This window comes from Zunongwangia sp. L-65 (genome assembly GCF_056859415.1).
Map to the genome: position 1 here is coordinate 23,092 of NZ_JBSXOK010000036.1, position 21,648 is coordinate 44,739.

24 protein-coding genes are annotated in these 21,648 nt (G+C 35.8%); 12 read left to right on the plus strand and 12 right to left on the minus strand.

Going from position 1 to position 21,648, the window contains the following annotated elements; translation table 11 throughout:
* Positions 1 to 22 precede the first annotated feature (22 nt).
* Positions 23 to 1,504: a potassium/proton antiporter gene (locus AC13DP_RS03060; protein WP_339812917.1), complete on the plus strand. Its 1,482-nt coding sequence runs from the start codon at positions 23 to 25 to the stop codon at positions 1,502 to 1,504.
* 9 nt (positions 1,505 to 1,513) lie between these two features.
* On the opposite strand, the gene AC13DP_RS03065 is transcribed toward AC13DP_RS03060, so the two are convergent.
* Positions 1,514 to 2,869, minus strand: a complete 1,356-nt coding sequence (locus AC13DP_RS03065) for an FAD-dependent oxidoreductase (RefSeq protein ID WP_347406577.1) — start codon at positions 2,867 to 2,869, stop codon at positions 1,514 to 1,516.
* A 271-nt stretch (positions 2,870 to 3,140) separates the two neighbouring features.
* Here AC13DP_RS03065 and AC13DP_RS03070 point away from each other — a divergent pair, with 271 nt between their 5' ends.
* From AC13DP_RS03070 to AC13DP_RS03105, 8 genes are all read left to right on the plus strand, one after another.
* A complete protein-coding gene (locus tag AC13DP_RS03070; protein ID WP_013073151.1) occupies positions 3,141 to 3,386 on the plus strand; it encodes a hypothetical protein in 246 nt (81 codons plus the stop codon).
* Between the two features lie 112 nt (positions 3,387 to 3,498).
* Positions 3,499 to 4,155 carry a flavin reductase family protein gene (locus AC13DP_RS03075; protein WP_347406576.1) on the plus strand — a complete coding sequence of 219 codons (657 nt, stop codon included), beginning with the start codon at positions 3,499 to 3,501 and terminating at the stop codon, positions 4,153 to 4,155.
* Positions 4,152 to 4,301, plus strand: coding sequence for a DUF2256 domain-containing protein (locus tag AC13DP_RS03080; protein WP_228250386.1), 150 nt, complete (start codon positions 4,152 to 4,154; stop codon positions 4,299 to 4,301). Before AC13DP_RS03075 ends, AC13DP_RS03080 begins: the two co-directional genes overlap by 4 nt.
* Entirely contained in the window at positions 4,301 to 5,590 is a 1,290-nt protein-coding gene (locus AC13DP_RS03085) for a DASH family cryptochrome (RefSeq protein ID WP_483067295.1), read from the plus strand. The genes AC13DP_RS03080 and AC13DP_RS03085 overlap by 1 nt, the downstream gene beginning before the upstream one ends.
* On the plus strand, positions 5,575 to 7,122 hold the full coding sequence (locus tag AC13DP_RS03090) for a cryptochrome/photolyase family protein (protein ID WP_347406574.1): 1,548 nt from the start codon (positions 5,575 to 5,577) through the stop codon (positions 7,120 to 7,122). The genes AC13DP_RS03085 and AC13DP_RS03090 overlap by 16 nt, the downstream gene beginning before the upstream one ends.
* A 165-nt stretch (positions 7,123 to 7,287) precedes the next feature.
* Positions 7,288 to 7,443, plus strand: a complete 156-nt coding sequence (locus AC13DP_RS03095; RefSeq protein ID WP_139219220.1) for a lmo0937 family membrane protein — start codon at positions 7,288 to 7,290, stop codon at positions 7,441 to 7,443.
* Positions 7,444 to 7,670: 227 nt separating this feature from the next.
* Positions 7,671 to 8,429: an SDR family oxidoreductase gene (locus AC13DP_RS03100; protein ID WP_347406573.1), complete on the plus strand. Its 759-nt coding sequence runs from the start codon at positions 7,671 to 7,673 to the stop codon at positions 8,427 to 8,429.
* 40 nt (positions 8,430 to 8,469) lie between these two features.
* Positions 8,470 to 9,171: a hypothetical protein gene (locus AC13DP_RS03105; RefSeq protein WP_347406572.1), complete on the plus strand. Its 702-nt coding sequence runs from the start codon at positions 8,470 to 8,472 to the stop codon at positions 9,169 to 9,171.
* Between the two features lie 89 nt (positions 9,172 to 9,260).
* Here AC13DP_RS03105 and AC13DP_RS03110 read toward each other — a convergent pair whose 3' ends face one another.
* Both AC13DP_RS03110 and kynU read right to left on the minus strand, forming a co-directional pair.
* On the minus strand, positions 9,261 to 10,241 hold the full coding sequence (locus tag AC13DP_RS03110) for a leucine-rich repeat domain-containing protein (protein ID WP_347406571.1): 981 nt from the start codon (positions 10,239 to 10,241) through the stop codon (positions 9,261 to 9,263).
* 13 nt (positions 10,242 to 10,254) lie between these two features.
* The gene (gene kynU, locus AC13DP_RS03115) at positions 10,255 to 11,532 is read right to left on the minus strand and encodes a kynureninase (RefSeq protein ID WP_483067296.1); all 1,278 of its coding nucleotides are present in this window, start codon (positions 11,530 to 11,532) and stop codon (positions 10,255 to 10,257) included.
* A gap of 141 nt (positions 11,533 to 11,673) precedes the next feature.
* Here kynU and AC13DP_RS03120 point away from each other — a divergent pair, with 141 nt between their 5' ends.
* Positions 11,674 to 12,321: an O-methyltransferase gene (locus tag AC13DP_RS03120; protein ID WP_228250379.1), complete on the plus strand. Its 648-nt coding sequence runs from the start codon at positions 11,674 to 11,676 to the stop codon at positions 12,319 to 12,321.
* Here the strand turns inward: AC13DP_RS03120 and AC13DP_RS03125 are convergent.
* The 8 genes from AC13DP_RS03125 to AC13DP_RS03160 all read right to left on the minus strand — a co-directional run bounded on the left by AC13DP_RS03125 (position 12,315) and on the right by AC13DP_RS03160 (position 19,509).
* A complete protein-coding gene (locus AC13DP_RS03125; protein ID WP_013073161.1) occupies positions 12,315 to 12,872 on the minus strand; it encodes a phosphatase PAP2 family protein in 558 nt (185 codons plus the stop codon). The two genes, AC13DP_RS03120 and AC13DP_RS03125, sit on opposite strands and share 7 nt — an antisense overlap.
* Before the next feature lie 14 nt (positions 12,873 to 12,886).
* Positions 12,887 to 13,174 (minus strand): Sec-independent protein translocase subunit TatA/TatB, encoded by a 288-nt coding sequence (locus AC13DP_RS03130; RefSeq protein ID WP_013073162.1) that lies wholly within the window; start codon positions 13,172 to 13,174, stop codon positions 12,887 to 12,889.
* Positions 13,175 to 13,259: 85 nt separating this feature from the next.
* Positions 13,260 to 15,563, minus strand: coding sequence for a M1 family metallopeptidase (locus tag AC13DP_RS03135; RefSeq protein ID WP_041579064.1), 2,304 nt, complete (start codon positions 15,561 to 15,563; stop codon positions 13,260 to 13,262).
* A 51-nt stretch (positions 15,564 to 15,614) separates the two neighbouring features.
* The gene (locus AC13DP_RS03140) at positions 15,615 to 16,127 is read right to left on the minus strand and encodes a DUF6702 family protein (protein WP_347406568.1); all 513 of its coding nucleotides are present in this window, start codon (positions 16,125 to 16,127) and stop codon (positions 15,615 to 15,617) included.
* Between the two features lie 88 nt (positions 16,128 to 16,215).
* Positions 16,216 to 17,016: a hypothetical protein gene (locus AC13DP_RS03145; RefSeq protein ID WP_228250373.1), complete on the minus strand. Its 801-nt coding sequence runs from the start codon at positions 17,014 to 17,016 to the stop codon at positions 16,216 to 16,218.
* Positions 16,995 to 17,696 (minus strand): peptidase associated/transthyretin-like domain-containing protein, encoded by a 702-nt coding sequence (locus tag AC13DP_RS03150; protein ID WP_483067297.1) that lies wholly within the window; start codon positions 17,694 to 17,696, stop codon positions 16,995 to 16,997. Before AC13DP_RS03150 ends, AC13DP_RS03145 begins: the two co-directional genes overlap by 22 nt.
* Positions 17,697 to 17,749: 53 nt before the next feature.
* A complete protein-coding gene (locus AC13DP_RS03155) occupies positions 17,750 to 18,532 on the minus strand; it encodes a carboxypeptidase-like regulatory domain-containing protein (protein WP_483067298.1) in 783 nt (260 codons plus the stop codon).
* A gap of 167 nt (positions 18,533 to 18,699) precedes the next feature.
* Positions 18,700 to 19,509, minus strand: coding sequence for a carboxypeptidase-like regulatory domain-containing protein (locus AC13DP_RS03160; protein WP_228250368.1), 810 nt, complete (start codon positions 19,507 to 19,509; stop codon positions 18,700 to 18,702).
* A 115-nt stretch (positions 19,510 to 19,624) separates the two neighbouring features.
* Between AC13DP_RS03160 and pepE the strand changes: the two genes are divergently transcribed.
* Both pepE and AC13DP_RS03170 read left to right on the plus strand, forming a co-directional pair.
* Complete coding sequence (gene pepE, locus AC13DP_RS03165; RefSeq protein WP_041580099.1) at positions 19,625 to 20,332, plus strand: dipeptidase PepE; 708 nt, start codon at positions 19,625 to 19,627, stop codon at positions 20,330 to 20,332.
* A 2-nt stretch (positions 20,333 to 20,334) separates the two neighbouring features.
* A complete protein-coding gene (locus tag AC13DP_RS03170) occupies positions 20,335 to 21,249 on the plus strand; it encodes a glutaminase (protein WP_483067310.1) in 915 nt (304 codons plus the stop codon).
* 140 nt (positions 21,250 to 21,389) lie between these two features.
* On the opposite strand, the gene rpsT is transcribed toward AC13DP_RS03170, so the two are convergent.
* Positions 21,390 to 21,641: a 30S ribosomal protein S20 gene (gene rpsT / locus AC13DP_RS03175; protein ID WP_041580101.1), complete on the minus strand. Its 252-nt coding sequence runs from the start codon at positions 21,639 to 21,641 to the stop codon at positions 21,390 to 21,392.
* Between the last annotated feature and the right edge of the window lie 7 nt (positions 21,642 to 21,648).

The following is a 21,648-nucleotide window of genomic DNA, read 5'->3' on the forward strand; positions in this document are numbered from 1 at the left end:
AGTAAAAAAATTAGAGCACCCCATGAGCATCACCATCGAGAACATTCTTTTAATAGGTTCACTACTACTTTTTATAAGTATTCTTGCTGGTAAAACATCGTATAGATTTGGTGTCCCTACTCTGGTTTTATTTCTCTCTGTAGGAATTTTAGCTGGTAGTGAAGGTATTGGGGGCATCTACTTTAATGATCCAGAGATCGCGCAGTTTATCGGGATTGCTTCCTTAAATTTCATCTTATTTTCAGGAGGCTTAGATACGAACTGGAAAAGTATAAAACCGGTCGTTTGGCAGGGAATTTCATTATCTACGCTTGGGGTCTTATTTACAGCGCTTGGAGTGGGAACTTTTGTTTGGGCTATTACCGATTTTTCTATCTACGAAGGATTATTACTGGGTGCCATTGTATCTTCTACAGATGCGGCGGCGGTTTTCTCTATTTTAAGATCAAAAAACCTGGCTTTAAAATCTCATTTGCGCCCCACATTAGAATTAGAAAGTGGTAGTAACGACCCGATGGCCTATTTTCTAACTATTGCTTTTCTCGGGTTAGTTTTAAACCCCGAACAAAGTATCTGGAGTATTATTCCACTTTTTATTCAGCAAATATTAATTGGTGGTTTATTGGGTTTTATTTTTGGGAAACTTTGCAAAATCGTCATCAACAAAATAAAATTAGATTTCGACGGACTTTATCCTGTACTGGCCATCGCGCTGATGTTTATTGTTTTTTCAGCAACCAATTTTATGGGAGGTAATGGTTTCTTAGCTGTATATTTAAGTGGGGTTTATCTGGGGAATCAAAACCTTATCCGGAAAAAGACCATCATGCAAATGTTCGATGGGCTTGCATGGCTCATGCAAATCGTTCTTTTCCTTACGCTAGGCCTATTAGTCTATCCAAGTCAGATTGTACCAGTTGTAGGCATTGGAATCGTAATTTCGATCTTTTTAATTTTCATTGCAAGGCCAATAGGTGTATTAATAAGTCTTTCATTTTTTAAAATGAAAATGCGGCGCCGCTGGTACGTAAGCTGGGTTGGGCTACGTGGCGCTGTACCCATCGTATTTGCTACTTATCCATTACTTGCCGGTGTGGATAAGGCTAACTTTATTTTTAATATTGTATTCTTTGTATCCTTAAGTTCAGTAATCATCCAGGGAACAACTTTATCTGTTGTAGCAAAGTGGCTGCATGTAGCACTTCCCGATCGGGTAAAACCAAAAAGCCAGGTTGAAACTTTCTTATCTGATGGAGCAAAATCCATCATACGGGAAATTCTTATTCCTAAACATAATAAAGCGGTAGGAAAACGAATTGTAGAAATTGGATTTCCCAAAAAAGCGATCATCGCCATGATCTCAAGAAACGAAAAATTTATAACTCCTAAAGGAACTACTGAGATCGAAGCTAATGATATCCTGATCATTCTTAGTGAAGACGAACGTACAATGACGCAGGTTTATGATACCTTAGAGATAAAAGAAGGAATAGAAGAAATTTAAATTCCGCTTCTAAACAGGAATTTCTTCTCCTAATAATTCCAGGATTCGTTCCTCGATTTCCACACTATCCCATTTAGTTTCAATATTTGGTATTTTTAAAACCTCCGCCATAATTTTTTCCTGCTTATCCCCTATCTTTAAAGCTTCCGCATAAGGATGAGCTGAAAAAGTTACTCTGGAATAAAGCGGCACCCAGGCACTGGGATGGTTTTCAGCAAATTTCTTTTCTATTTTTTTCTGAAGTAAAAACTTAGGATTCGCCGTTTTGCTACTCATTTCTACAAAGTTCCTGTAGCTTAATTCAGCAATGGCATCGCTATTAGGTTTTCGTGCAATTTGGTATTCAGAAAAGATCTTATCCCAGTCATCGCCGTATTCTTCCATCTTATCAAAAAGTACTGAAATATCTTCAAAGCCAGCGTTCATTCCCTGTCCGTAAAATGGTACAATGGCATGCGCAGAATCACCAATTAAAGCTATCTTATCATCGTATCGCCAGGGAAAACATTTTATAGTAACCATGGCACTGGTAGGATTCTTGAAAAAATCATTTTTTAAATTGGCAATATCTTCTTTGATATCGGGAAAATATTCTTCAAAAAAGCGTTCTGCTTTCGCTTCAGTATTGATACTTTCAAAAGAAATTTCACCTTCAAACGGCATAAATAAGGTACAGGTAAAACTACCGTCCAAATTAGGCATGGCAATCAACATAAATTTGCCACGTGGCCAGATATGAAAAGAAGCATGATCTAATTTGTGCGAACCATCGGGATTTGCAGGAATCGTAAGTTCTTTATAAGCCACATCTATAAAATGTTGCGAATAGTTAAACCTGCTTTGTCGCTGCATTTTATGCCGAACCCTAGAGAATGCACCGTCAGCACCAAAAATAAGATCGAATTTATACTCGGTCCATGGGGTTGTTTCTGCAGTACCGGTATAGATTTTCGCATGATTTAGATCAATATCCCAAACTTTCTCTTCAAACCTAAAAACCGCACCTGCTTCTTCCGCAAGATCGATCATTTTTCGGTTTAAAATCCCACGGGAAATAGAATAAATCGCCTCTCCTTCTTTTCCATATTTCTGAAAATAAAGAGGTTTCTCATTTACATGCATAGCTCGTTTATCCAGAGCTAAGGCGATTTTCCTAATTTCGTCCTCCAGACCTATTCTCTGCAAAGCGTTCCATCCTCGATTAGACATTGCCAAATTGATGGACCTGCCTGAAAACTCTACCTTTCTGACATCCGGCCTACGATCAAAAATAGTTACCCGATGACCGGCTTTTCTTAAATAAATCGCCAGTAGAGAGCCTACCAGGCCAGAACCTACGATTGCAATATTCTTGGATTGTTGCATGAATTATTTGAAGTACGCGATCTGCTTTTTATAAAGAAAACAAATACAATTTACAATACAAAAATACAGATATTTTATGAAACACCTTGTCCTTTAGCATTTATGAAACATTTGAGCAGTCTCAACTACAAATTATAAAGCAAAACTTTAAAATTACCTAATCCGCAACAATTCATAATCTTTCACTAAAAACCTACTAAAATTGGTTAATTGCTTGATTTTAAATAATTCAAAGAATTACTTTTAGTAATACAATTAAAATTCAAAAATTATGGATCAAGAAAAAATTGATAATATGCGTTCGACGCTAAGTAAACTGGAAGACATTAAAAACAGTCAGGAAAGTATTATCGATAAAATAAACCATGTGATTACAGATTTGTTTGAGCATCCTGATAAAGAATTAGAAAAAGCTATGGAAGAAGCCCACCAGCGATCTTCAGATAATATAGAGGCTGTAAATGAAGCAATCGAAGATTACGAGATGAAAATTAATCAATTAGAATTGCAGGATTAATTTAAAAATCTGTTAACAGCACGTCTAAAAACAGAGTTGTAAATTGAGGTTAGTTAAAAAACTAACCTCTTTTTTTATTAATATTAAGTAGTACTTCAAAATAAAATTCCACATGAAACATGTTAGCGCCAGCGAAATAGAAGGTATGGAAAGAATCTTCAGGTTAAACCTTATCAATAGCCTCTCTGGGTACAAAAGTGCCAACCTTATAGCTACAAAATCGAAAGAAAAGGGAGCCAATGTCGCCGTTTTTAGCTCGGTTACTCACCTTGGTAGTGATCCTGCACTTATCGGTTTTGTGACGCGACCAGCCACCGTACCTAGAAATACCTATAAGAATATTAAGGACACTGATTATTTTACAGTAAATCATATCCACCAGGATATGATTGCAAAAGCACATCAAACCGCGGCAAAATATGAAGAAGCTGTCTCAGAATTTTCTAAAACCGGACTGGAAGAGGAATATTTAGATGAATTCTTTGCTCCCTACGTAAAACAATGTGCCGTTAAAATTGGTTGCGAATATGTAAATGAATATCAGATCAAAGAAAACGGAACTGCTTTAGTTATCGGAGCTATCAAGCATGTTTATTTTGATGAAAGCATCCAAACTCCAGATGGCTGGCTACGATTAGAAGATGCCGGCACTGTTGCAATTAATGGCTTAGACGGCTATGCGTTACCGGCGCTGTTAGATCGATTTCATTATGCAAGACCGGGACAGGAAATCAAAAGTTTTTTCGATAAAAATGCCCCCAAAGATTGAAGTATGTAAAGAAAGAAAACTTACCACAAAAAAGCTGTCCGGTTTGCAAAAGGCCATTTAGCTGGCGTAAAAAATGGGCGAAAAACTGGAACAATGTAATTTATTGCAGTGAAAAATGTCGAAGAAATAAAGTGAGAACAAATTAATGAGTACAGGATTAATCTGGTTTGAAAATAATCTGAGAGTAAAAGACAATAAGGCATTATTTGAAGCCTGCGAAAAGCATGAACAGGTTATTGCTGTATACTGTTTTGACCCCAGGAAATTTAAAAAAACAAAATATGGATTTCCAAAAACAGGGAAATTCAGAGCTAAATTTTTAATTGCAAGTATTAAAAATCTTCAGGAAAATTTAAACCAATTAAACATTAGTCTACTCATTTTTCTACAAAAACCGGAAGAAATTATTCCTGAAATTGCAATAAATCATAAGATTGAAGCGATTTACGTTCAGGAAGAATGGACTACAGAAGAAAAACAAATTATAGCGGCGCTAAAAAAGAAACTTCCTACTATCGATTTTCAATCGTTTTACACGCAGTTTTTATTTCATCCAGAAGACATTGCTTACGATGATTTTAATGAGATCCCACAGGTTTACACTGAGTTCAGAAAAAAATGCGAGCAGTATGTTGATGTTCGTAAAGAAATTGAAATTCCAAAGCAAAAGCCGGAAAGTAATCGTATCAAAAATACTTCTAAAACACCTAATCTTAAAGAACTGGGATTGGAAGATTATCAGCAAGATTCCAGAACGGCTTTTTCGTTTAAAGGTGGTGAGGACGAAGCATGGAAAAGGATCGATTACTACTTCTGGAAAACAACAAAACTTTCAGAATATAAACAAACCCGAAATGGATTACTGGGAAAAGACTACAGCTCTAAACTTTCAGCTTGGCTAGCCAATGGTAGTATTTCCGCAGTAAGTATTTTTCACCAAGTCAAAAAATTTGAGCACGAAATCACCAAAAATCAGGATACCTACTGGCTGATATTTGAGCTTATTTGGAGAGATTTTTTTAAATACACCTCCCTAAAACATGGCAATTCAATCTTTAAGCTATCTGGGATTTTAGACAAGAAGCTCGATTGGAAATTCAGCATAGAAAGCCTGCAACAATGGATTAACGGCGAAACCAAAGAGGACTTTGTAAACGCGAACATGAACGAAATCGCGGCTACCGGTTTTATGAGTAATCGTGGCCGGCAAAACGTCAATAGTTTTTGGGCAAAAGAATTAAAACAGGATTGGCGGGCCGGTGCTGCTTATTTTGAAAGTGTTTTGGTCGATTATGACGTACATAGCAACTGGGGCAACTGGATGTACAATAGTGGTGTGGGTAACGATCCTCGAGATCGAAAGTTCAATATCAAAAAACAGGCAGACCTTTATGATCCTGATAACGAATACGTAGATACATGGCTAAAAAAGTAAAGAAATTACGCTTAATTTTAGGGGATCAGTTAAACCATCAGCATAGCTGGTTCCAAGAAAAACAGGACGATACGATCTACGTCTTAATGGAAATGCGTCAGGAAACCGATTATACGGTTCATCACATTCAAAAAGTAGTAGGCTTTTTTTTAGCGATGCGAAATTTTGCTGAATACCTTACCAATAGACAACATGAAGTTATCTATTATCATATTAATGATAAAGAAAACAACCAGACTTTAGCTGAAAATCTAAAGCAACTCATTAAAAAAAATGATATTGAAAAATTCGAATATCAATTGCCCGATGAGTATCGTCTTGACCAACAGTTAAAAGAAATCTGCAAGTCACTTTCAATCGATTCTGAAGCTTACGATACCGAGCATTTCTTGACTACGCGGAACGATCTCGAAAAATTCTACGACGGGAAAAAACAAATGACCATGGAGTATTTTTACCGTGATATGCGGAAGAAATATGATATTATGATGGCTACAAAAAATGATCCTGAAGGAGGCAAGTGGAATTTTGATAAATCGAACCGAAAAAAATGGACAGGCATACCTGAAATTCCGCATGAACGCGGTTTCAGAAAAGATGTTTCCCATCTGGTAAAAGAGATCGAACAGGCTGGTATCAAAACCATGGGAAACATCAATGAGAAAAGTTTTAACTGGCCAAGCTCACGAGAAGACAGTCTTTCAGTTTTAAATTATTTCTGTAAAAATCTTTTAGTACACTTTGGTGATTTCCAGGATGCGTTGCATACAGATCATGCCTATCTCTTCCACTCCAGATTATCCTTCTGCATGAATACAAAAATGCTAAGCCCAAAAGAAGTGATCGATTCGGCTATTAGTTATTATTATGAGCATAAGGACAAAATTGATATTTCTCAGGTAGAAGGTTTTGTACGGCAAATTTTAGGTTGGCGGGAATATATGCGGGGTATTTACTGGCTAAAAATGCCAGGATACCGAAGAAGGAACAAACTGGACAATCAGAATGAATTACCACCATTTTACTGGGATGGTAAAACAAAAATGAATTGTTTGCATCATGCCATCACGCAAAGTTTAGATAATGCGTACGCGCATCATATTCAGCGTTTAATGATTACCGGCAATTACGCCTTACTTACCCAGTGCCACCCCGATGAAGTTGATGCCTGGTATTTAGGAATTTATATCGATGCGATCGAATGGGTTGAAATTACCAACACCCGTGGAATGAGCCAATTTGCCGATGGGGGAATCGTAGCTACAAAACCTTACATATCTAGCGGAAGTTACATTAATAAAATGAGTAACTACTGCAAAAACTGCCATTATAAGGTGAGTAAGAAAACGGAAAACGACGCCTGTCCCTTTAATAGTTTGTACTGGAATTTCCTGGATGATAAAAAAGAATTCTTTAAAAACAACCAGCGCATGAACATGATGATGAGTTTACTAGAGAAAAAAGATGCTAAAGAAATCTCTAAAATTAAAGAACGTGCAGCCCTAATTATTAAAAACCCTATAGATTTTTAACAAACGAGTTAATTACGAGTTAAATAGCTTTTAGCCCGGCCTGCTATTCTATAAATTAGACTTAACTAACTGGTGGATAAAAGCTCATAGAGCTTGATTAACTAACCAAAAAATTAAAATTCGAAATTAACTAATGTGGCCCTAAGTCACTAAAAACCAACTAAAATGAGAGATATAATTTGGCTAATCATCGTACTATTAATTATTGGATGGCTTGTAGGTTATTTTGCCTTCCCAGATTTGGGAAGTATTATACACATCCTAATTGTACTAGCGGTAATTTTACTACTTTATAGATTGCTTACAGGACGCAGATTATAATTTATTATGAAATCGAATCTATCGAAAACCTCCAAATGTTTGGAGGTTTTCTTTTTTATATATTTACTAGATAATCGAAATTAAATGCCGCATCCCAATAGCTATTGGGATACCACTAAATAAGTATTTTCTAATAAATTATTTCATGGACTTTCCATGAGATAGCTTGACATAAACTAAGATTAGTCACTATAACTATAAATCTTCACCCTAAAAAACTGAGCTACATGTGGAATTTAAACAATAAAATCGCCTTGATTACCGGGGGATCCAAAGGTATTGGTAAAGCATGCGTAGAAGAATTTGCCCGGCTGGGTGCCAGCATCATTTTTACCGCAAGAAAAAAAGAAGATATCGTAAGACTTGAAAACGAATTACGGGCAAAAAATTATGATGCAACAGGCCTTGTTGCCGATGCTGTTGTAAAAGAAGATCAGGATAAAATTATCACTGCCATACAAGAAAAATGGGGTAAACTGGACATTTTGGTAAACAATGCGGGAATCAATATTAGGAAGAAAGCTTTGGAATATACCGAAGAAGAATATCGCACAGTAATCGAAATCAATCAATTTTCAGTCCTGGAGATCAGTCTAAAACTTCATTCCCTTTTAAAAATTTCAGGAAATTCAAAAATTATCAATATCGCATCTGTTGCAGCTACGCAGGATGTTGGCACTGGCGTACCCTACGCCATGTCTAAAGCCGCCATGCTTCAGCAAACAAGAAGCTTAGCCGTAGAATGGGCAGGCGATGGCATTCGGGTAAATGCAATTTCTCCTTGGTTTACCTCGACCCCACTTACCAAAGGACTATTAAAAGAGGAAGAGCGAATGCAGCCTATCATAAGAAGAACTCCGCTAAAAAGAGTGGCAGAAGCTTCAGAAATGGCAAATATTGTCGCTTTTCTCGCTATGGATCAATCTAGTTATATTACAGGCCAAAATATTATTGCTGATGGTGGAATGAGTATTAATGCTATTTAATTGTTTTGTACCTTTAGAACTTACAGCTAAACCATTAATTATGAAAAAAATATTTTTTCCCCTTTTAGTGATGCTAAGTATTATTTCCTGTAAAAATACCGAAAGCGATAAAAGTGATTCTGAAATGACTTCTGAAAATACTACAGTAGCTGCCGCAGAAGAAAAAGACGGCATCGGCAATACCATAGCGATAGCTAATGGGTTCGATAAATTTAAGGATGCTACAGAAGTTGAATTTACTTTTAATGTAAAAGTAAATGACACTGTGCGCTCTTCGCGCCACTGGAAATGGAATAAAAAAACCAGTGAGATTAGTTTAACCGAAGGGGATAGCACTAAAACTTATACCAAAAACGATTCGATTCCTAAGAATAAAGTAAGTATCGATCAAAAATTCATTAATGATTCTTACTGGCTGCTATTTCCTTATCAATTGGTATGGAGCGACCCAAAACTTACTGAAGAAAAAGAAGTAGCTGCTCCGATTAGTGGTGACACCCTTAACAAATTAGAGGTTGCCTATAGCACTGATGGTGGTTATACTCCAGGCGACACCTATGATATTTACTATGGAGACGATTACATGATCGAGGAATGGGTCTACAAAGCTGCGGGCGGTGATCGACAAATGGCAACAACCTGGGAAGATTATAAAGAATTTAAAGGTATTCCCATTGCAACCATGCATAAATCTGGCGATGGAAGTTTTCAACTCTATTTTACTGATGTTTCTATAAAGTAGGTTGGATTTTATAAAATATTAAGGCCAGAGATTTATGTAAAAACTAATGGATCTCTGGCTTTTTTTATTAGTACTATAGGTTGCTATTTCTATAATTCTTTCCAGTTGGGTGATCTAAAATCCTCTTCTACTACAGTCTTTAGAACTTCAATCTCCTTGTTGCTTATCTTATGATTTCCACCGGTTAGTAGTAATTTTAAATTCTTTAAATCTTTAAGTTTACTAATACTTTCAATATCATTATCTGCAATTCCGAGTTCCTCAAGATTCTTAAGGTTTTCGATTCCCTCTACAGTCTTGATTCCCGTATGCCACAAATACAATATTCGAAGTTGATTTAACTGAGCTACTTTGCTTATAGTATTCAAAGGATTATCTGAAGCAATAAAACTTGTGAGATTAGGAGTTCGATCTAAGAATTGTAATTCACTTATAAGGTTAGTAGAAACATCCAAGCTTTCTAAATTGCTATGTAACTCTTCAAATTGAAGTTCTGATATTCTATTTTTCGAACTATCCAAACTTCTCAATCGCTGCATCGATTGGATCTTAATTGTTCCTTTTATATTATTATCTGCAACGATAAAATGACGCAGTTTTCTATGAGCTTTAAACTCATTTATTTCTTCTATAAGATTTCCGCTTAAATCAAGTGTGGTAAGAAATTTACAGTACGCTAAATTAGCTACCTTTCTTATTGCATTATTACTCAAGTTTAACCAAGTTATTTTATGCTGATCGGTAAAACAATCGATATTAGAAAGGTTATTATTACTTAAATTCAATGCAGGTAGGGTTTTAAGCTTTTTTAGAGCAGATATATCTTGTATTGAATTTCTTTCCAGAAATACTCCGGTTAGATTAGACAATTCGGCTATCGGAGCTATATCTTTAATTTTATTTCTTCCTAAATTAATTTTTCGAAGATTAGACAAATATTGTATTCCTTCTAAATTTTCAATTTGCTTATCCCTGGCATCCAATTCGGTTATAGTACCTAAATCTTCTGTTTGAGTTTGTGAGACAACTTTTTTTAAGTTATTATCCTTAATTTTCTGTAATCCATCCATATTTTCCTCTTGCTTACTTCTCTAAAATACCTCTTTTCAAGATTTGGCCAAATTCGTACATATCTTCATAAGAACAGTAAAATGGTGTCGGCGCTAACCTAATTACATTAGGTTCACGCCAATCTGGGATTACACCGTTTTCCATTAAGTAATTAAAAAGTTCTTTGCCCTCACCATGCAAGAAAACAGATAATTGTGTCCCGCGTTCTTCCTGATTCGACGGAGTGATGATTTCAAAACTGCTTTCCACTTCTTTATCAATTTCGTGCAATATAAATTCGAGATAAGCCACAATTTTATTTCGCTTTTCAATAAGAGCATCCATGCCAACCTCATCAAACATTTGTAATGAAGCCAAATAGGGTGCTAACGCTAAAACCGGCGCATTACTAATTTGCCATGCATTTGCTCCATCTTCTGGCTGAAATTCGGGTTCCATTAAAAACCGGCGGTCTTTATTATGGCCCCACCAGCCTTCAAATCGTGGAATGTCTTTTTTGTTATGATATTTTTCGTTGATAAAACAACCCGAAACATTTCCCGGGCCGCTATTCATGTATTTATAACTACACCAGGCAGCAAAATCTACATTCCAATCATGCAATTCTAATTTTATATTTCCGGCGGCATGGGCCAAATCCCATCCTACAAAAGCCCCAATTTTTTGTCCGGCTTCAGTAATGGTTTTCATATCAAAAACCTGCCCGGTATAATAATTTACACCACCAATTAAAATCAAAGCACACTCCTCTCCTACTTCTTCAATTTTCGCAAGAATATCTTCTGTTCTAAAATTATGTTCACCATCCCGCTTTTTTAGTTCAACAATAGCATCCTCGGGATTTAAACCATGGAAACGAACCTGACTCGCAATCATATATTGATCGCTAGGGAAGGCCTTTTCTTCACAAATGATTTTATAACGCTTTGTTGTTGGACGATAAAAAGACACCATCATTAAGTGCAAGTTTACCGTAAGCGTATTCATCACTGTAATTTCTTTTGGTTTTGCTCCCACTACTTTAGATAGCTTTTTAGCAAAACGCTCGTGATAATCCCACCAGGGCTTATCGGCCTGAAAATGTCCTTCTACAGCCAGAGTACCCCAATCGTCCATTATTTCATTTACATAGCTTTGTGCCAATTTTGGCTGTAACCCTAAAGAATTGCCGGTAAAATAGATCGCATTTTTATTATTGATCTGCGGAAAAATAAATTCATTGCGATATTTTGCTAAAGGATCTTTAGCATCTAATTGCTGAGCAAATAAAAGGGAATTTTCAAATTGCATGTGGATTGTAATTTTTGCTAAAATACAACTTAGGCTTTAGAATGCCAGTATGAGATAAGTGAAGCTTTTCTAAAGATCTGAAATCAAAATTTGATAAAATACCAAGCCGTTTATTTTAGTATTTTTGCTGAAAAATTTTTTATGGACTTTTTACCTCAGGATATTATTGAGTATTGTGAAAATCATTCTGAAAAAGAACCTGAATATTTAGCAAAACTAAATAGGGAAACACATCAAAAAATTTTACAACCACGGATGTTAAGCGGGCATTACCAGGGTAGATTATTAAGTTTAATCTCAAAACTGGTAAATCCGAAGTATATTCTTGAGATTGGCACCTACACTGGATATTCTGCACTTTGTCTTGCAGAAGGGCTTCAACCTAAAGGACAACTTCATACCATTGATATTAACGAGGAGCTTTTCGATTTTCAGCAAAAGTATTTTAAGGAATCTGCATTTAAAGATCAGATCATTCAGCATTTGGGGGATGCCACTCAAATAATCCCGCAATTGGATATGAAATTTGACCTTGTTTTTGTCGATGCCGATAAGCCAAATTATCCTACCTATTTTGAGATCATTATCGAAAAAATGAATCCCGGCGGATTAATATTATCCGACAATGTTTTATGGAGTGGCAAAGTTCTGGAAGAAGTAAAAAAAGAAGATATTTCTACTAATGCGCTTGTAAAATACAACAAAATGCTTGCTGAAGATGAGCGAATTGAAACGGTGATTTTACCACTTCGTGACGGATTAACATTAAGCAGGGTCAAAAATCAGTAAAACCGACTTTCGTATTTAAGATAGATTTTATAGAAAATCCAGGCCATTAATACCCCTACCAATCCTCCCACAAAGAGATCACTTGGGTAATGAACACCTACGAATATACGGCTTAGGGAAAGCATAAAAGCCCAAATATAAAGCACCCAGATCCATTTATAGGTTTTACGAAGAACCAACACTACAAAGGTGACCAAAACAAATGCTGAGGAGGTGTGTCCTGAGAAAAAACTAAAGTTTGTGGGTTCCTGAAGAATTCTTATGATTTCGTTGATTTCCGGATTATTATTAGGTCTTAACCTATCTACTATATTTTTTGTCCAAAATGTAAGGCCAAAAGTTACTGCCCAGGAAACTAATAAAAATATAGACGCATAAATCGCTTTCTTTTTGCGAAAAGCGAGAAAAAATAAAACAAAGAAGAGAATATAGAGCGGTATCCAATGCCGAATCTGAGTAAACCAAATCCAAAAATTATCGTAATCTTCGATACCTAAACCATTGAGATACACAAAAAGTTCCCTATCCCACTGCTTCAGTTGTTCGAACATTCAGAAATTAAAATTTAAAATTTACGTTTTACAGAACCGGTAATTTCATCGATATCTTCTTTTACCTTATCAATTTCACCTTTTACATCTTTAGTGATGCTTTTGGTATCGATACCTTGTTTATCTGCGCTTTTAGTGATCTCATTTTTAATGTCATCTGAGGCATTTCTAAGCATTCTCATGCCTTTACCCATCCCACGTGCGATTTCCGGAATCTTATCTGCTCCAAAAACCATCACTAAGATAAAGATGATAAAACCAATCTCTGCGCCACTAATAAAAAACGGAAGTGTAGTCACCATAATAATAACAAATATAGATACAAATATCAGCATAAAAAAAGCCGACCCGTTAAAGTCGGCTTAAAAATTTATCAACTTTTTTAGACTATCCGTCCGTATTGTTTTTAAATTGTTCAAACTCATTAGGAGTTTCTTCTTTTGGCCAGCTGTTATTACTTAAATCAACATCTGCTGTTTCTAAATCGGGATCTACCACTACCTTCGTGATTTCTTTATTAGAAGCAATAGTTTTAGTTACGGTATTATCGTTCTTCATCCAAACCTGTACAGGATATTTTTTCATTTCAGTAGAACCATCATCATAAGTAAATTCTACAATCAAAGGCATTACTAATCCACCTGGTTTATTAAATGTTACCTGATAAAAGTATTTAGGCACTTTTAAGTTATTTCTTTCTTCAGAAGAAAAATTATCCATTACATACTCGTTGAGTTTTTTAGAATTTTCAAGTATAGATTTTCCTTTCATACTTTTTTCAAATTCTTTATCACCTTCTTCTACAACATAAATAGCGTCTACTTCATCTGGATTTGCGCCATAACGTTCTAAAAGTTCACGGCCTTTTTCAGTTTGCTTATCGGTTACGTAATATTTTTTCACATCTTCTACACCTATATCTGTATAATCTGTAGTGTAAAACCAACCTCTCCAAAACCAATCTAAATCTACTGCAGAAGCATCTTCCATTGTTCTAAAGAAGTCCTCTGGAGTTGGATGTTTAAACATCCATCGTTGTGCATAGGTATGGAATGCATGATCAAAAAGCTCACGCCCCATTACCGTTTCCCTTAGGATATTAAGAGCTGTTGCCGGCTTACCGTAGGCATTATTTCCTAATTGATAAACTTCCTCTGGATTTGCCATAATCGGAGCAATAAAATCTTGATTTCCCCTCATGTAAGGAACTATATTTGCTGGGATACCACGACGTGAAGGATAAGTATCGTAACCTTCTATAGCTTCTGGATAGCGTTCTCCAAATTCCTGCTCGGCAAGATATTGTACAAAAGTATTAATCCCTTCGTCCATCCATCCCCATTGGCGTTCGTCACTATTAACGATCATAGGAAAAAAGTTGTGACCAACCTCATGTATGATTACTCCCATCATTCCAAATTTCACACGATCACTATATTCTCCATTTTCATCTGGACGACCATAGTTCCAGCAAATCATGGGATATTCCATCCCCTGATTTTTAGCATGTACAGAAACGGCTTTATGATAAGGATAAATAAAGGTATGATCTGAGTAACTTTGCAAGGTAGAAGCTACTACCCTCGTTGACCATTTTTCCCAAAGTGGATTTCCTTCCTTTGGATAAATAGATACCGCCATAACATCACTGTCATCGTTCATTTTAACCGCCATCATATCCAGGATAAATCTTCTTGACGTTGCAAAAGCAAAATCCCTAACCATTTCGGCTTTGTATTCCCAGGTTTTTGTTTTTCTCTCAAAGTCTTTAGAAGCTTCTACTGCCTCTTCCTGAGTTCTGATAACTACCGGTTCATCATAAGATTTTTGCGCTTTTTTATAGCGCTTCATCATATCTTTTGTATACACATCATCACGGTTTTGAAGCACTCCGGTAGCTTCCATAACGTGATCTGCAGGAACCGTAATACTCACCTCATAGTCTCCAAAAGGAAGAGCAAACTCACCGCTTCCCCAAAATTGCATATTCTGCCATCCTTCAACATCGTTGTAAACAGCCATTCTTGGAAAAAACTGAGCGATCTCATAAGCCCTATGCCCGTCTTCAAACTGCTCGTAGCCGGATCTTGCTCTATCTACAATATGATTATTGATATTATACCACCATTTTACACTAAATGTAAAACTCTCTCCTGCCTCTAAAGGTTCAGGAAGATCAATACGCATCATGGTATTATTAATGGTATAAGAAAGTTTATCACCACCCGCTTTTACTTCTTCTATATTAAAACCTCCATCAAATGGTTCTTTTAAATATTGATCGGCAAAACGAGATGCCGTAGAAGCAGGAGACATTCCACTTGATCCTTTCTCTAAGGCCGGAGCATCTTTCTTACGAATGTTTTGATCTAACTGCATCCATAAATACTCCAATTTATTTTTTGAATTATTGTGGTAAGTTATCGTCTCTTCACCGCTAAGCCTGGTGTTTTCATCATCTAAGACGATATCCATCTTATAATCGGCTTCATTTTGATAATACGCCTCTCCAGGTGCTCCAGAGGCTGTACGGTACATACTTGGATCTCTAAATTCCTGGTATAATTGTCTAAATTTGTTTTGATTAGTATGTCCTTGCGGTTTTTGGGATTCTTGTTGTTGCTCCTGGGCGTTCACTCCCGCTATAACAAACATTAAAAACGCAGTACATAATAGTTTGACTGTCTTCATGTAGGATCGATTTATTAAATATTGTTAAAAATAAATAATTTATTACCGGTTTTAGAACCAATCACCGAAATTTAACACATTGGTTTCAGTATCTCTGCGAAGCATAAGGCTTTTTACCTCTTTTCCTATTTTAACATTAACCACATTTTTTTGATCATCGAACATATCGGTAAGTACCGCATTTGTGATGCTTATTTCTTTAAAGGGTTCAAGATTTTCAGCTTCAATAAATAAGATAAGCTGGTCTTTATCATACTTTTTACCAAGATAATTTAGGGATACCGGCTTGCCGTCTACCGATATTTTAAATTTGGCGGATAAATATTTCTGAATTAATGGATTTACCGGGCCGACTTCAGCTTCTTTAGATAAGGTGATGGTTTCTCCGTATCGTTTTTCTAAAACATTTTTAAAGTCGTCTATAAACACTTTTGAAACAATTTGAAGGTCTTTTTTCTCCTTTTTATACTCAATCTCCGTAACACTTAAATAAAATTTATGTGCAATAGTTTTAAAAGAAAGACTTGCAAAAACAACCAATATTAGAAGAACGGCTTTTTTCATTTTAAAAATTTATTTCAGAAATAACAAATACTAGTCCAAAATACGAAGTTCAGCAATTTAAAGGACTTTTTAGGAGACGAGGTGATAATTATCGATTCTGATTTTCTAGTTCTGGCACATCCCCTTTACGACTTATGGTTTTAAAAGCTTCAGCTTCGGCTTTAAAATAATCGATAAGTTTTAAAGTTTCATCTTTAGCGACTAATTGCTGAAGTTGTGAATCGCTTTTACGCGCGCAGTAAAACATGAAATTGATAATTTCCCACTCTTCCAGGCCAAAATCTTCAGTAAATATCGATTTTGGTATTGTCTCTAATAATTGCTGCGCCTCTGCCTGTAATTCGTAATTTCCCTGGGCTTTTTTTAGATATTTTAAATCGCCATTTATCATCCCGATAAGCATTCCTAAACCTCCCCCGTAAGAGCCCATTTTTCGTTGCGCCATGCTTAGTTTTTTTCGCGGCGGCGGTATAAACATTAGCGGTTTTACCTTCATGTGTTTAATATCACTTTCCAGATCACCAATAAGTTTTACATCACTTAGATAAACATTCTCTAGTTGATTGATTTCTTCGGTTAAAGTGACTTCCAGGAAGCCTTCATTTAAAATTTCTCTTGTAATAAGAATGTATTCTTTTTGAAATTGCACTGAAGAAAATAAAATACTGTCGTTCTCTCTCACCAAAATACCAAATCGGCCATCGGGCTCGTTTACGGTCCCTGTTTCTGCCGTAATATTTACAATATTTATAAAGGTTTCTCCTATGGAATCGTTAGTGATTTTCCCTAAAAGCTCTTCACGCTCCTGAGAAAATCCTAAGGAAATATTGAAAAAAATTATCACCAAAAATATCCAATATCGCATTACTAACTTTTTCTTTTCTTCCACGATTTTACTTTATGCTGAAAAAACTCAAAAAGAGGTCCTTTGCTTTCCCGATCTACGTACAAATTGAATAGTTCATCCTCTGCACAGAAATAGATAAACAACATTAATTCGTCCTCCTGAATTCCCATTTTAAGAATATTATCTGGCGCAATTAATTCCAAAGCCTTTTCTACACGATCATCATAAACCATATTCGCCTTTATCTTTTTTACTTTTTGCCGTTCTCCTGTAATGGTATTTAAAAGAAGGTTAGACGGATCACCACCCGTGGCCGCTAATTTTCTGTCGATTAAAGAAGGAATATCCTGTTTTAATTGTGGGGCATTTAATTGGTATTTATCATAAAAATCGATCTTGGTAAAATCCTTTTCCAGATTTCCAATTAGTTTTGAATCGAAGAGATAGACTTCGTCTAACTGATTAACGCCAGGCAATAAAAAGACTTCTAAAAACTTCGCATTCAAAATAGCCTTAGTGATCACAACCTCTTTCTTTTGATACTGAACTGATGAAAATTGCAACGTATCACTTTCTTTTACCTTAACAACAAAATGGCCGTCTGGATCGTTGGTCGTACCAACATGAGAACTTATATTGATGATGTTTATAAAAGTATATTCTAAACTATCGGCCAGGATTTTACCTTCCAGTTCTACCGGTTGCTGGGCTTTTAAGATCATGCTTAAAAACAAAAAAATAACTACGAAAAAAGGTTTTTGCACTAAATTTTATTTTAATGAACAGAATCGATTTGGATCTCTGTGCGTTGCTGCGTTAATAATTTAAGGAACTTAACCGATTCTCGCTTATAAAACTCCAACAGCTGAAGCTTATCGGGATCGTTGCGCAATTCTTTAAATTCAGATTGAACAAAGCAATAATTTATAAAAAGGTATAATTGTTCTTCGGTTAAATGGCATTTATCGAGTAGAAAGCTTCTTCTTAAATCTAACTCAGTTTCCAATATATTCTGATCTAACACACGCTCATTTAAGCTTTTAAGCATTTTTGTTCTTCCACTTAATCCATTGATAATAGGATCTAACGGAACTATACCAAATAAAGCACTATACCATTTTAAACGCATACCACCAGGGCCTGTAGTCGCGGTATACAATAATTTTTCTTCTTGCCGAAGCGGCATTTTTAAAGACATAGGTGCATTTAGCGCATATTTATCGTTAATAGGCATCGATTTGATATCTGCAGCTAAATTCCCTGAGAGATTGGGCAATTTAACTTCATCTAATTGATTGATGGCCGCCTGAAGATGAACTGTAAAAAAAGCTTGTTCGTAAGTCGAAGAAGTTACTACCACTTCTTTCTTTTTATACTGGACTGAAGAAAATAAGATGGTATCCATCACGGAAGCCGAAATCATAAAACTTCCAGATTTATCACTGGTGGTTCCTCTACCTGAGGATATATTTATGATATTAATTAAGCTCCCATCTAAAGAATCAGCTACAATTTTTCCTTCAATCACCTTAGATTGTGAAAAACTGATAGCTGGCATAACTAAAATAGACGATAAGAAAATTTTAATTCGCAAAGGATCATTGATTGATGAAAACTAACTACGAAAACTTACCCCAGCCTAGCATTCTCCAAAACAACATCCAGTAAATCTCCAAATACTATAACTTTAAATGTCTAAAAAAATTATACCGAAATCAACAAATATCAATCTAAAGTTTCTACTCTCGCATCCAAATGCGCTTGGTAAGCTTTGCGTTGCTCGATTAAAAACTGAATGATATCTAGTTCGTTTTCTTCAGAAAGCATTTGCCCGTTTAATCCATTATCGGCAGCGAAAAATATAAAATCATTTACCTGATTAGCTTCCAGATCTAATGTTTCTTTAAAGAAATCATTACTATACATTTGCTTGATTTCATCATCTAGCTGTGCATAAGGTATTGCTCTGTAATCTTCTTTTTCTTTACCGTATTTTCCTGTTACCAGCTTGAAAACATTGATAAGGTTTAGACCGTTTACCATGTATGTTTGACTGGACAACTGTGCCTGATTCCGAACAGGATAAGACTCCGGTGATTTTACCTTAGGAGTTTCTAGCATTGAAACATTCATATTTGGGATTTGTGCAGGAGTAACTTTTATTCGGTTTACATCTACGTTTATTGAGCCCGATAATGTTCCGGCAGAAACCCGTACTTCAGGAAGTTTGTTTAGTGCTATATTAATAGAAACATTCAGCATTTTAGAAGCTAAAATATCTTTAGTAATTCTTACGGAAAACTGCTCAAATTGAAGTGAAGAAAAAACAATTCGGTCATTTAAACGGGCATTAATCTTAAATTCTCCTTTTTCATTAGAAATTGTCCCTTTACTATTGGCCTCATTAAAGATTGTAATTCCATCCGGATCATCTCCCTCGGGCACTGTTATTTGACCATCGAGTTGCACGTTAGCATTTTGAGCAAAACCAGTTGCTGAAACAAATAAAAAAAGGAAAAAGAGTGTACGGTACATAGCAATAATTTATAGCATTAAAATAACCATTCTTAACCTAAAATTAGCTATATACACAGCGTAAACTTTTGTTAAAAGTCAGTTTTCTAGCTACTTTTACCAAAAAATAATGAAAATGATGAAAGCGATATTAGCAAGTACTTCTACGCTGCACGGCGAGGGCTATCTGGAATACTTAATACCACATCTTACTGATCTTTATGGAAATGACAAGGAGGTTTTATTTATACCTTACGCAAGACCGGGTGGTATTTCTCATGATGAGTACACACTAAAAGCGAAAGAAGCTTTCAAAAAAGCTAACCTTAGCCTAAGGGGTATCCATGAATTTGAAGATGCGGTTAAAGCAATACAAAATGCTGAAGGAATCTTTACCGGTGGCGGCAATACTTTCTTGCTGGTAAGTGAATTGTACAGAAATGGATTGATCGATATTCTAAAGAATGTAATACTAAACGGCACTCCTTATTTAGGAACCAGTGCCGGCACAAATATTGGTGGACTCACCATGGGCACTACAAACGACATGCCTATAGTTCTTCCTAAATCTTTTAAAACTTTAGGCTTAATTCCTTTTAATATCAATCCGCATTATTTAGATCCCGATGTAAATTCTACGCATAAGGGAGAAACAAGAGAAACACGTATTAAAGAGTTTCATCATTTTAACAGCCAGCCTGTTGTAGGTTTACGAGAGGGCAGCTGGCTGGAACTAAATAAAAATGAAGTAATTTTAAGAGGAACTCCTTCTGCCAGAATATTTAAATGCAATAAAGATGCCTACGAAGCGGCAACAGGAACCAATTTAACCAATCTTAACTGATGATAGATTATCACGAAATACTAAACACCATTCAGGAAGAAATGAGTTATCGCGATGTAAAGGGAAAAGTTGCATCATACATTCCTGAACTTGCCCGAGTGGATCCTAAAAAATTCGGAATGCATTTATATCGGAATGAAAACGAATTTTATGGATTTGGTGATCACGAAGAGAAGTTTTCGATACAATCTATCAGTAAGGTCTTTACACTTTCCTTAGCTATAAAAAACTTAGGCACCAAGGTTTGGGAACGCGTTCATGTAGAACCATCAGGCAATCCTTTTAATTCGTTAATGCAATTGGAGCAAGACCGTGGTATTCCCAGAAATCCATTTATAAATTCTGGTGCTTTGGTGATTTCAGATATTCTTGTTGATGTTTTAGATAATCCTAAAAAAGAATTGCTGGAATTTGTTAGGAAAATCACCGGAGAAGAGGATATTGATTATGATGAAAGTGTTGCGCAATCAGAGCTTTCATCAGGATACCGAAATATAGCTTTAGTGAATTATATGAAAGCTTTAGGCAATATTAAATGTGATGTAGAGGAAATTATTGATTTTTATTTCTATTCCTGCTCTATAGCCATGTCCTGCAAATCTTTGGCTAAAGCATTTATGCTCTATGCCAATAAAGGCGAAATTCTACATTCTGGCGCACAAATATTAAACCCAAGCACGGTAAAGCGTTTAAATGCGCTAATGCAAACCTGCGGATTTTATGATGAATCCGGCGAGTTTAGTTTTGAAGTTGGCCTACCCGGGAAAAGTGGTGTTGGTGGTGGTATTGCTGCTATTCATCCTCAACAATATTCAGTAGCAGTCTGGAGTCCTGTTTTAAATAAGAAAGGAAATTCTGAATTAGGAATGAAAGCGCTGGAAAGACTTACGACCCTAACAGGCTTATCTGTATTTTAAAACAGAAATCACTGGAAATATGAAAAGCTCCTTCAATCTACATGAAGGAGCTTTATTTTTTACTAAAAGCCGAACAATAAAAAAATGCTCCCTAAAGTAGAGAGCATTCCTCTATAAATTGAACACTTATAAACTCTAAATTAAAGTGCAGCTACGTGCTTAGCGAGCTTAGACTTTAAGTTAGAAGCCTTATTGGTGTGTATAATGTTCTTTTTAGCCAACTTATCAATCATAGAAACTACAGAAGGATAAAGAGTCTCTGCCTCTTTCTTATCTTCAGTGTCACGCAATTTTTTAATAGCGTTTCTTGTTGTTTTATGTTGATAGCGATTTCTAAGCCTTTTAGCCTCGTTGCTACGGATTCTCTTTAACGCTGACTTATGATTTGCCATTACAGAT

Coding starts and splice junctions, on each gene's coding strand:
- AC13DP_RS03060 (WP_339812917.1), top strand. CDS start 23: ATGAGCATCACCATCGAGAACATTCTTTTAATAGGTTCACTACTACTT.
- AC13DP_RS03065 (WP_347406577.1), bottom strand. CDS start 2,869: ATGCAACAATCCAAGAATATTGCAATCGTAGGTTCTGGCCTGGTAGGC.
- AC13DP_RS03070 (WP_013073151.1), top strand. CDS start 3,141: ATGGATCAAGAAAAAATTGATAATATGCGTTCGACGCTAAGTAAACTG.
- AC13DP_RS03075 (WP_347406576.1), top strand. CDS start 3,499: ATGAAACATGTTAGCGCCAGCGAAATAGAAGGTATGGAAAGAATCTTC.
- AC13DP_RS03085 (WP_483067295.1), top strand. CDS start 4,301: ATGAGTACAGGATTAATCTGGTTTGAAAATAATCTGAGAGTAAAAGAC.
- AC13DP_RS03090 (WP_347406574.1), top strand. CDS start 5,575: ATGGCTAAAAAAGTAAAGAAATTACGCTTAATTTTAGGGGATCAGTTA.
- AC13DP_RS03095 (WP_139219220.1), top strand. CDS start 7,288: ATGAGAGATATAATTTGGCTAATCATCGTACTATTAATTATTGGATGG.
- AC13DP_RS03100 (WP_347406573.1), top strand. CDS start 7,671: ATGTGGAATTTAAACAATAAAATCGCCTTGATTACCGGGGGATCCAAA.
- AC13DP_RS03105 (WP_347406572.1), top strand. CDS start 8,470: ATGAAAAAAATATTTTTTCCCCTTTTAGTGATGCTAAGTATTATTTCC.
- AC13DP_RS03110 (WP_347406571.1), bottom strand. CDS start 10,241: ATGGATGGATTACAGAAAATTAAGGATAATAACTTAAAAAAAGTTGTC.
- kynU (WP_483067296.1), bottom strand. CDS start 11,532: ATGCAATTTGAAAATTCCCTTTTATTTGCTCAGCAATTAGATGCTAAA.
- AC13DP_RS03120 (WP_228250379.1), top strand. CDS start 11,674: ATGGACTTTTTACCTCAGGATATTATTGAGTATTGTGAAAATCATTCT.
- AC13DP_RS03125 (WP_013073161.1), bottom strand. CDS start 12,872: ATGTTCGAACAACTGAAGCAGTGGGATAGGGAACTTTTTGTGTATCTC.
- AC13DP_RS03130 (WP_013073162.1), bottom strand. CDS start 13,174: ATGGTGACTACACTTCCGTTTTTTATTAGTGGCGCAGAGATTGGTTTT.
- AC13DP_RS03135 (WP_041579064.1), bottom strand. CDS start 15,563: ATGAAGACAGTCAAACTATTATGTACTGCGTTTTTAATGTTTGTTATA.
- AC13DP_RS03140 (WP_347406568.1), bottom strand. CDS start 16,127: ATGAAAAAAGCCGTTCTTCTAATATTGGTTGTTTTTGCAAGTCTTTCT.
- AC13DP_RS03150 (WP_483067297.1), bottom strand. CDS start 17,696: ATGATCTTAAAAGCCCAGCAACCGGTAGAACTGGAAGGTAAAATCCTG.
- AC13DP_RS03155 (WP_483067298.1), bottom strand. CDS start 18,532: ATGCCAGCTATCAGTTTTTCACAATCTAAGGTGATTGAAGGAAAAATT.
- AC13DP_RS03160 (WP_228250368.1), bottom strand. CDS start 19,509: ATGTACCGTACACTCTTTTTCCTTTTTTTATTTGTTTCAGCAACTGGT.
- pepE (WP_041580099.1), top strand. CDS start 19,625: ATGATGAAAGCGATATTAGCAAGTACTTCTACGCTGCACGGCGAGGGC.
- rpsT (WP_041580101.1), bottom strand. CDS start 21,641: ATGGCAAATCATAAGTCAGCGTTAAAGAGAATCCGTAGCAACGAGGCT.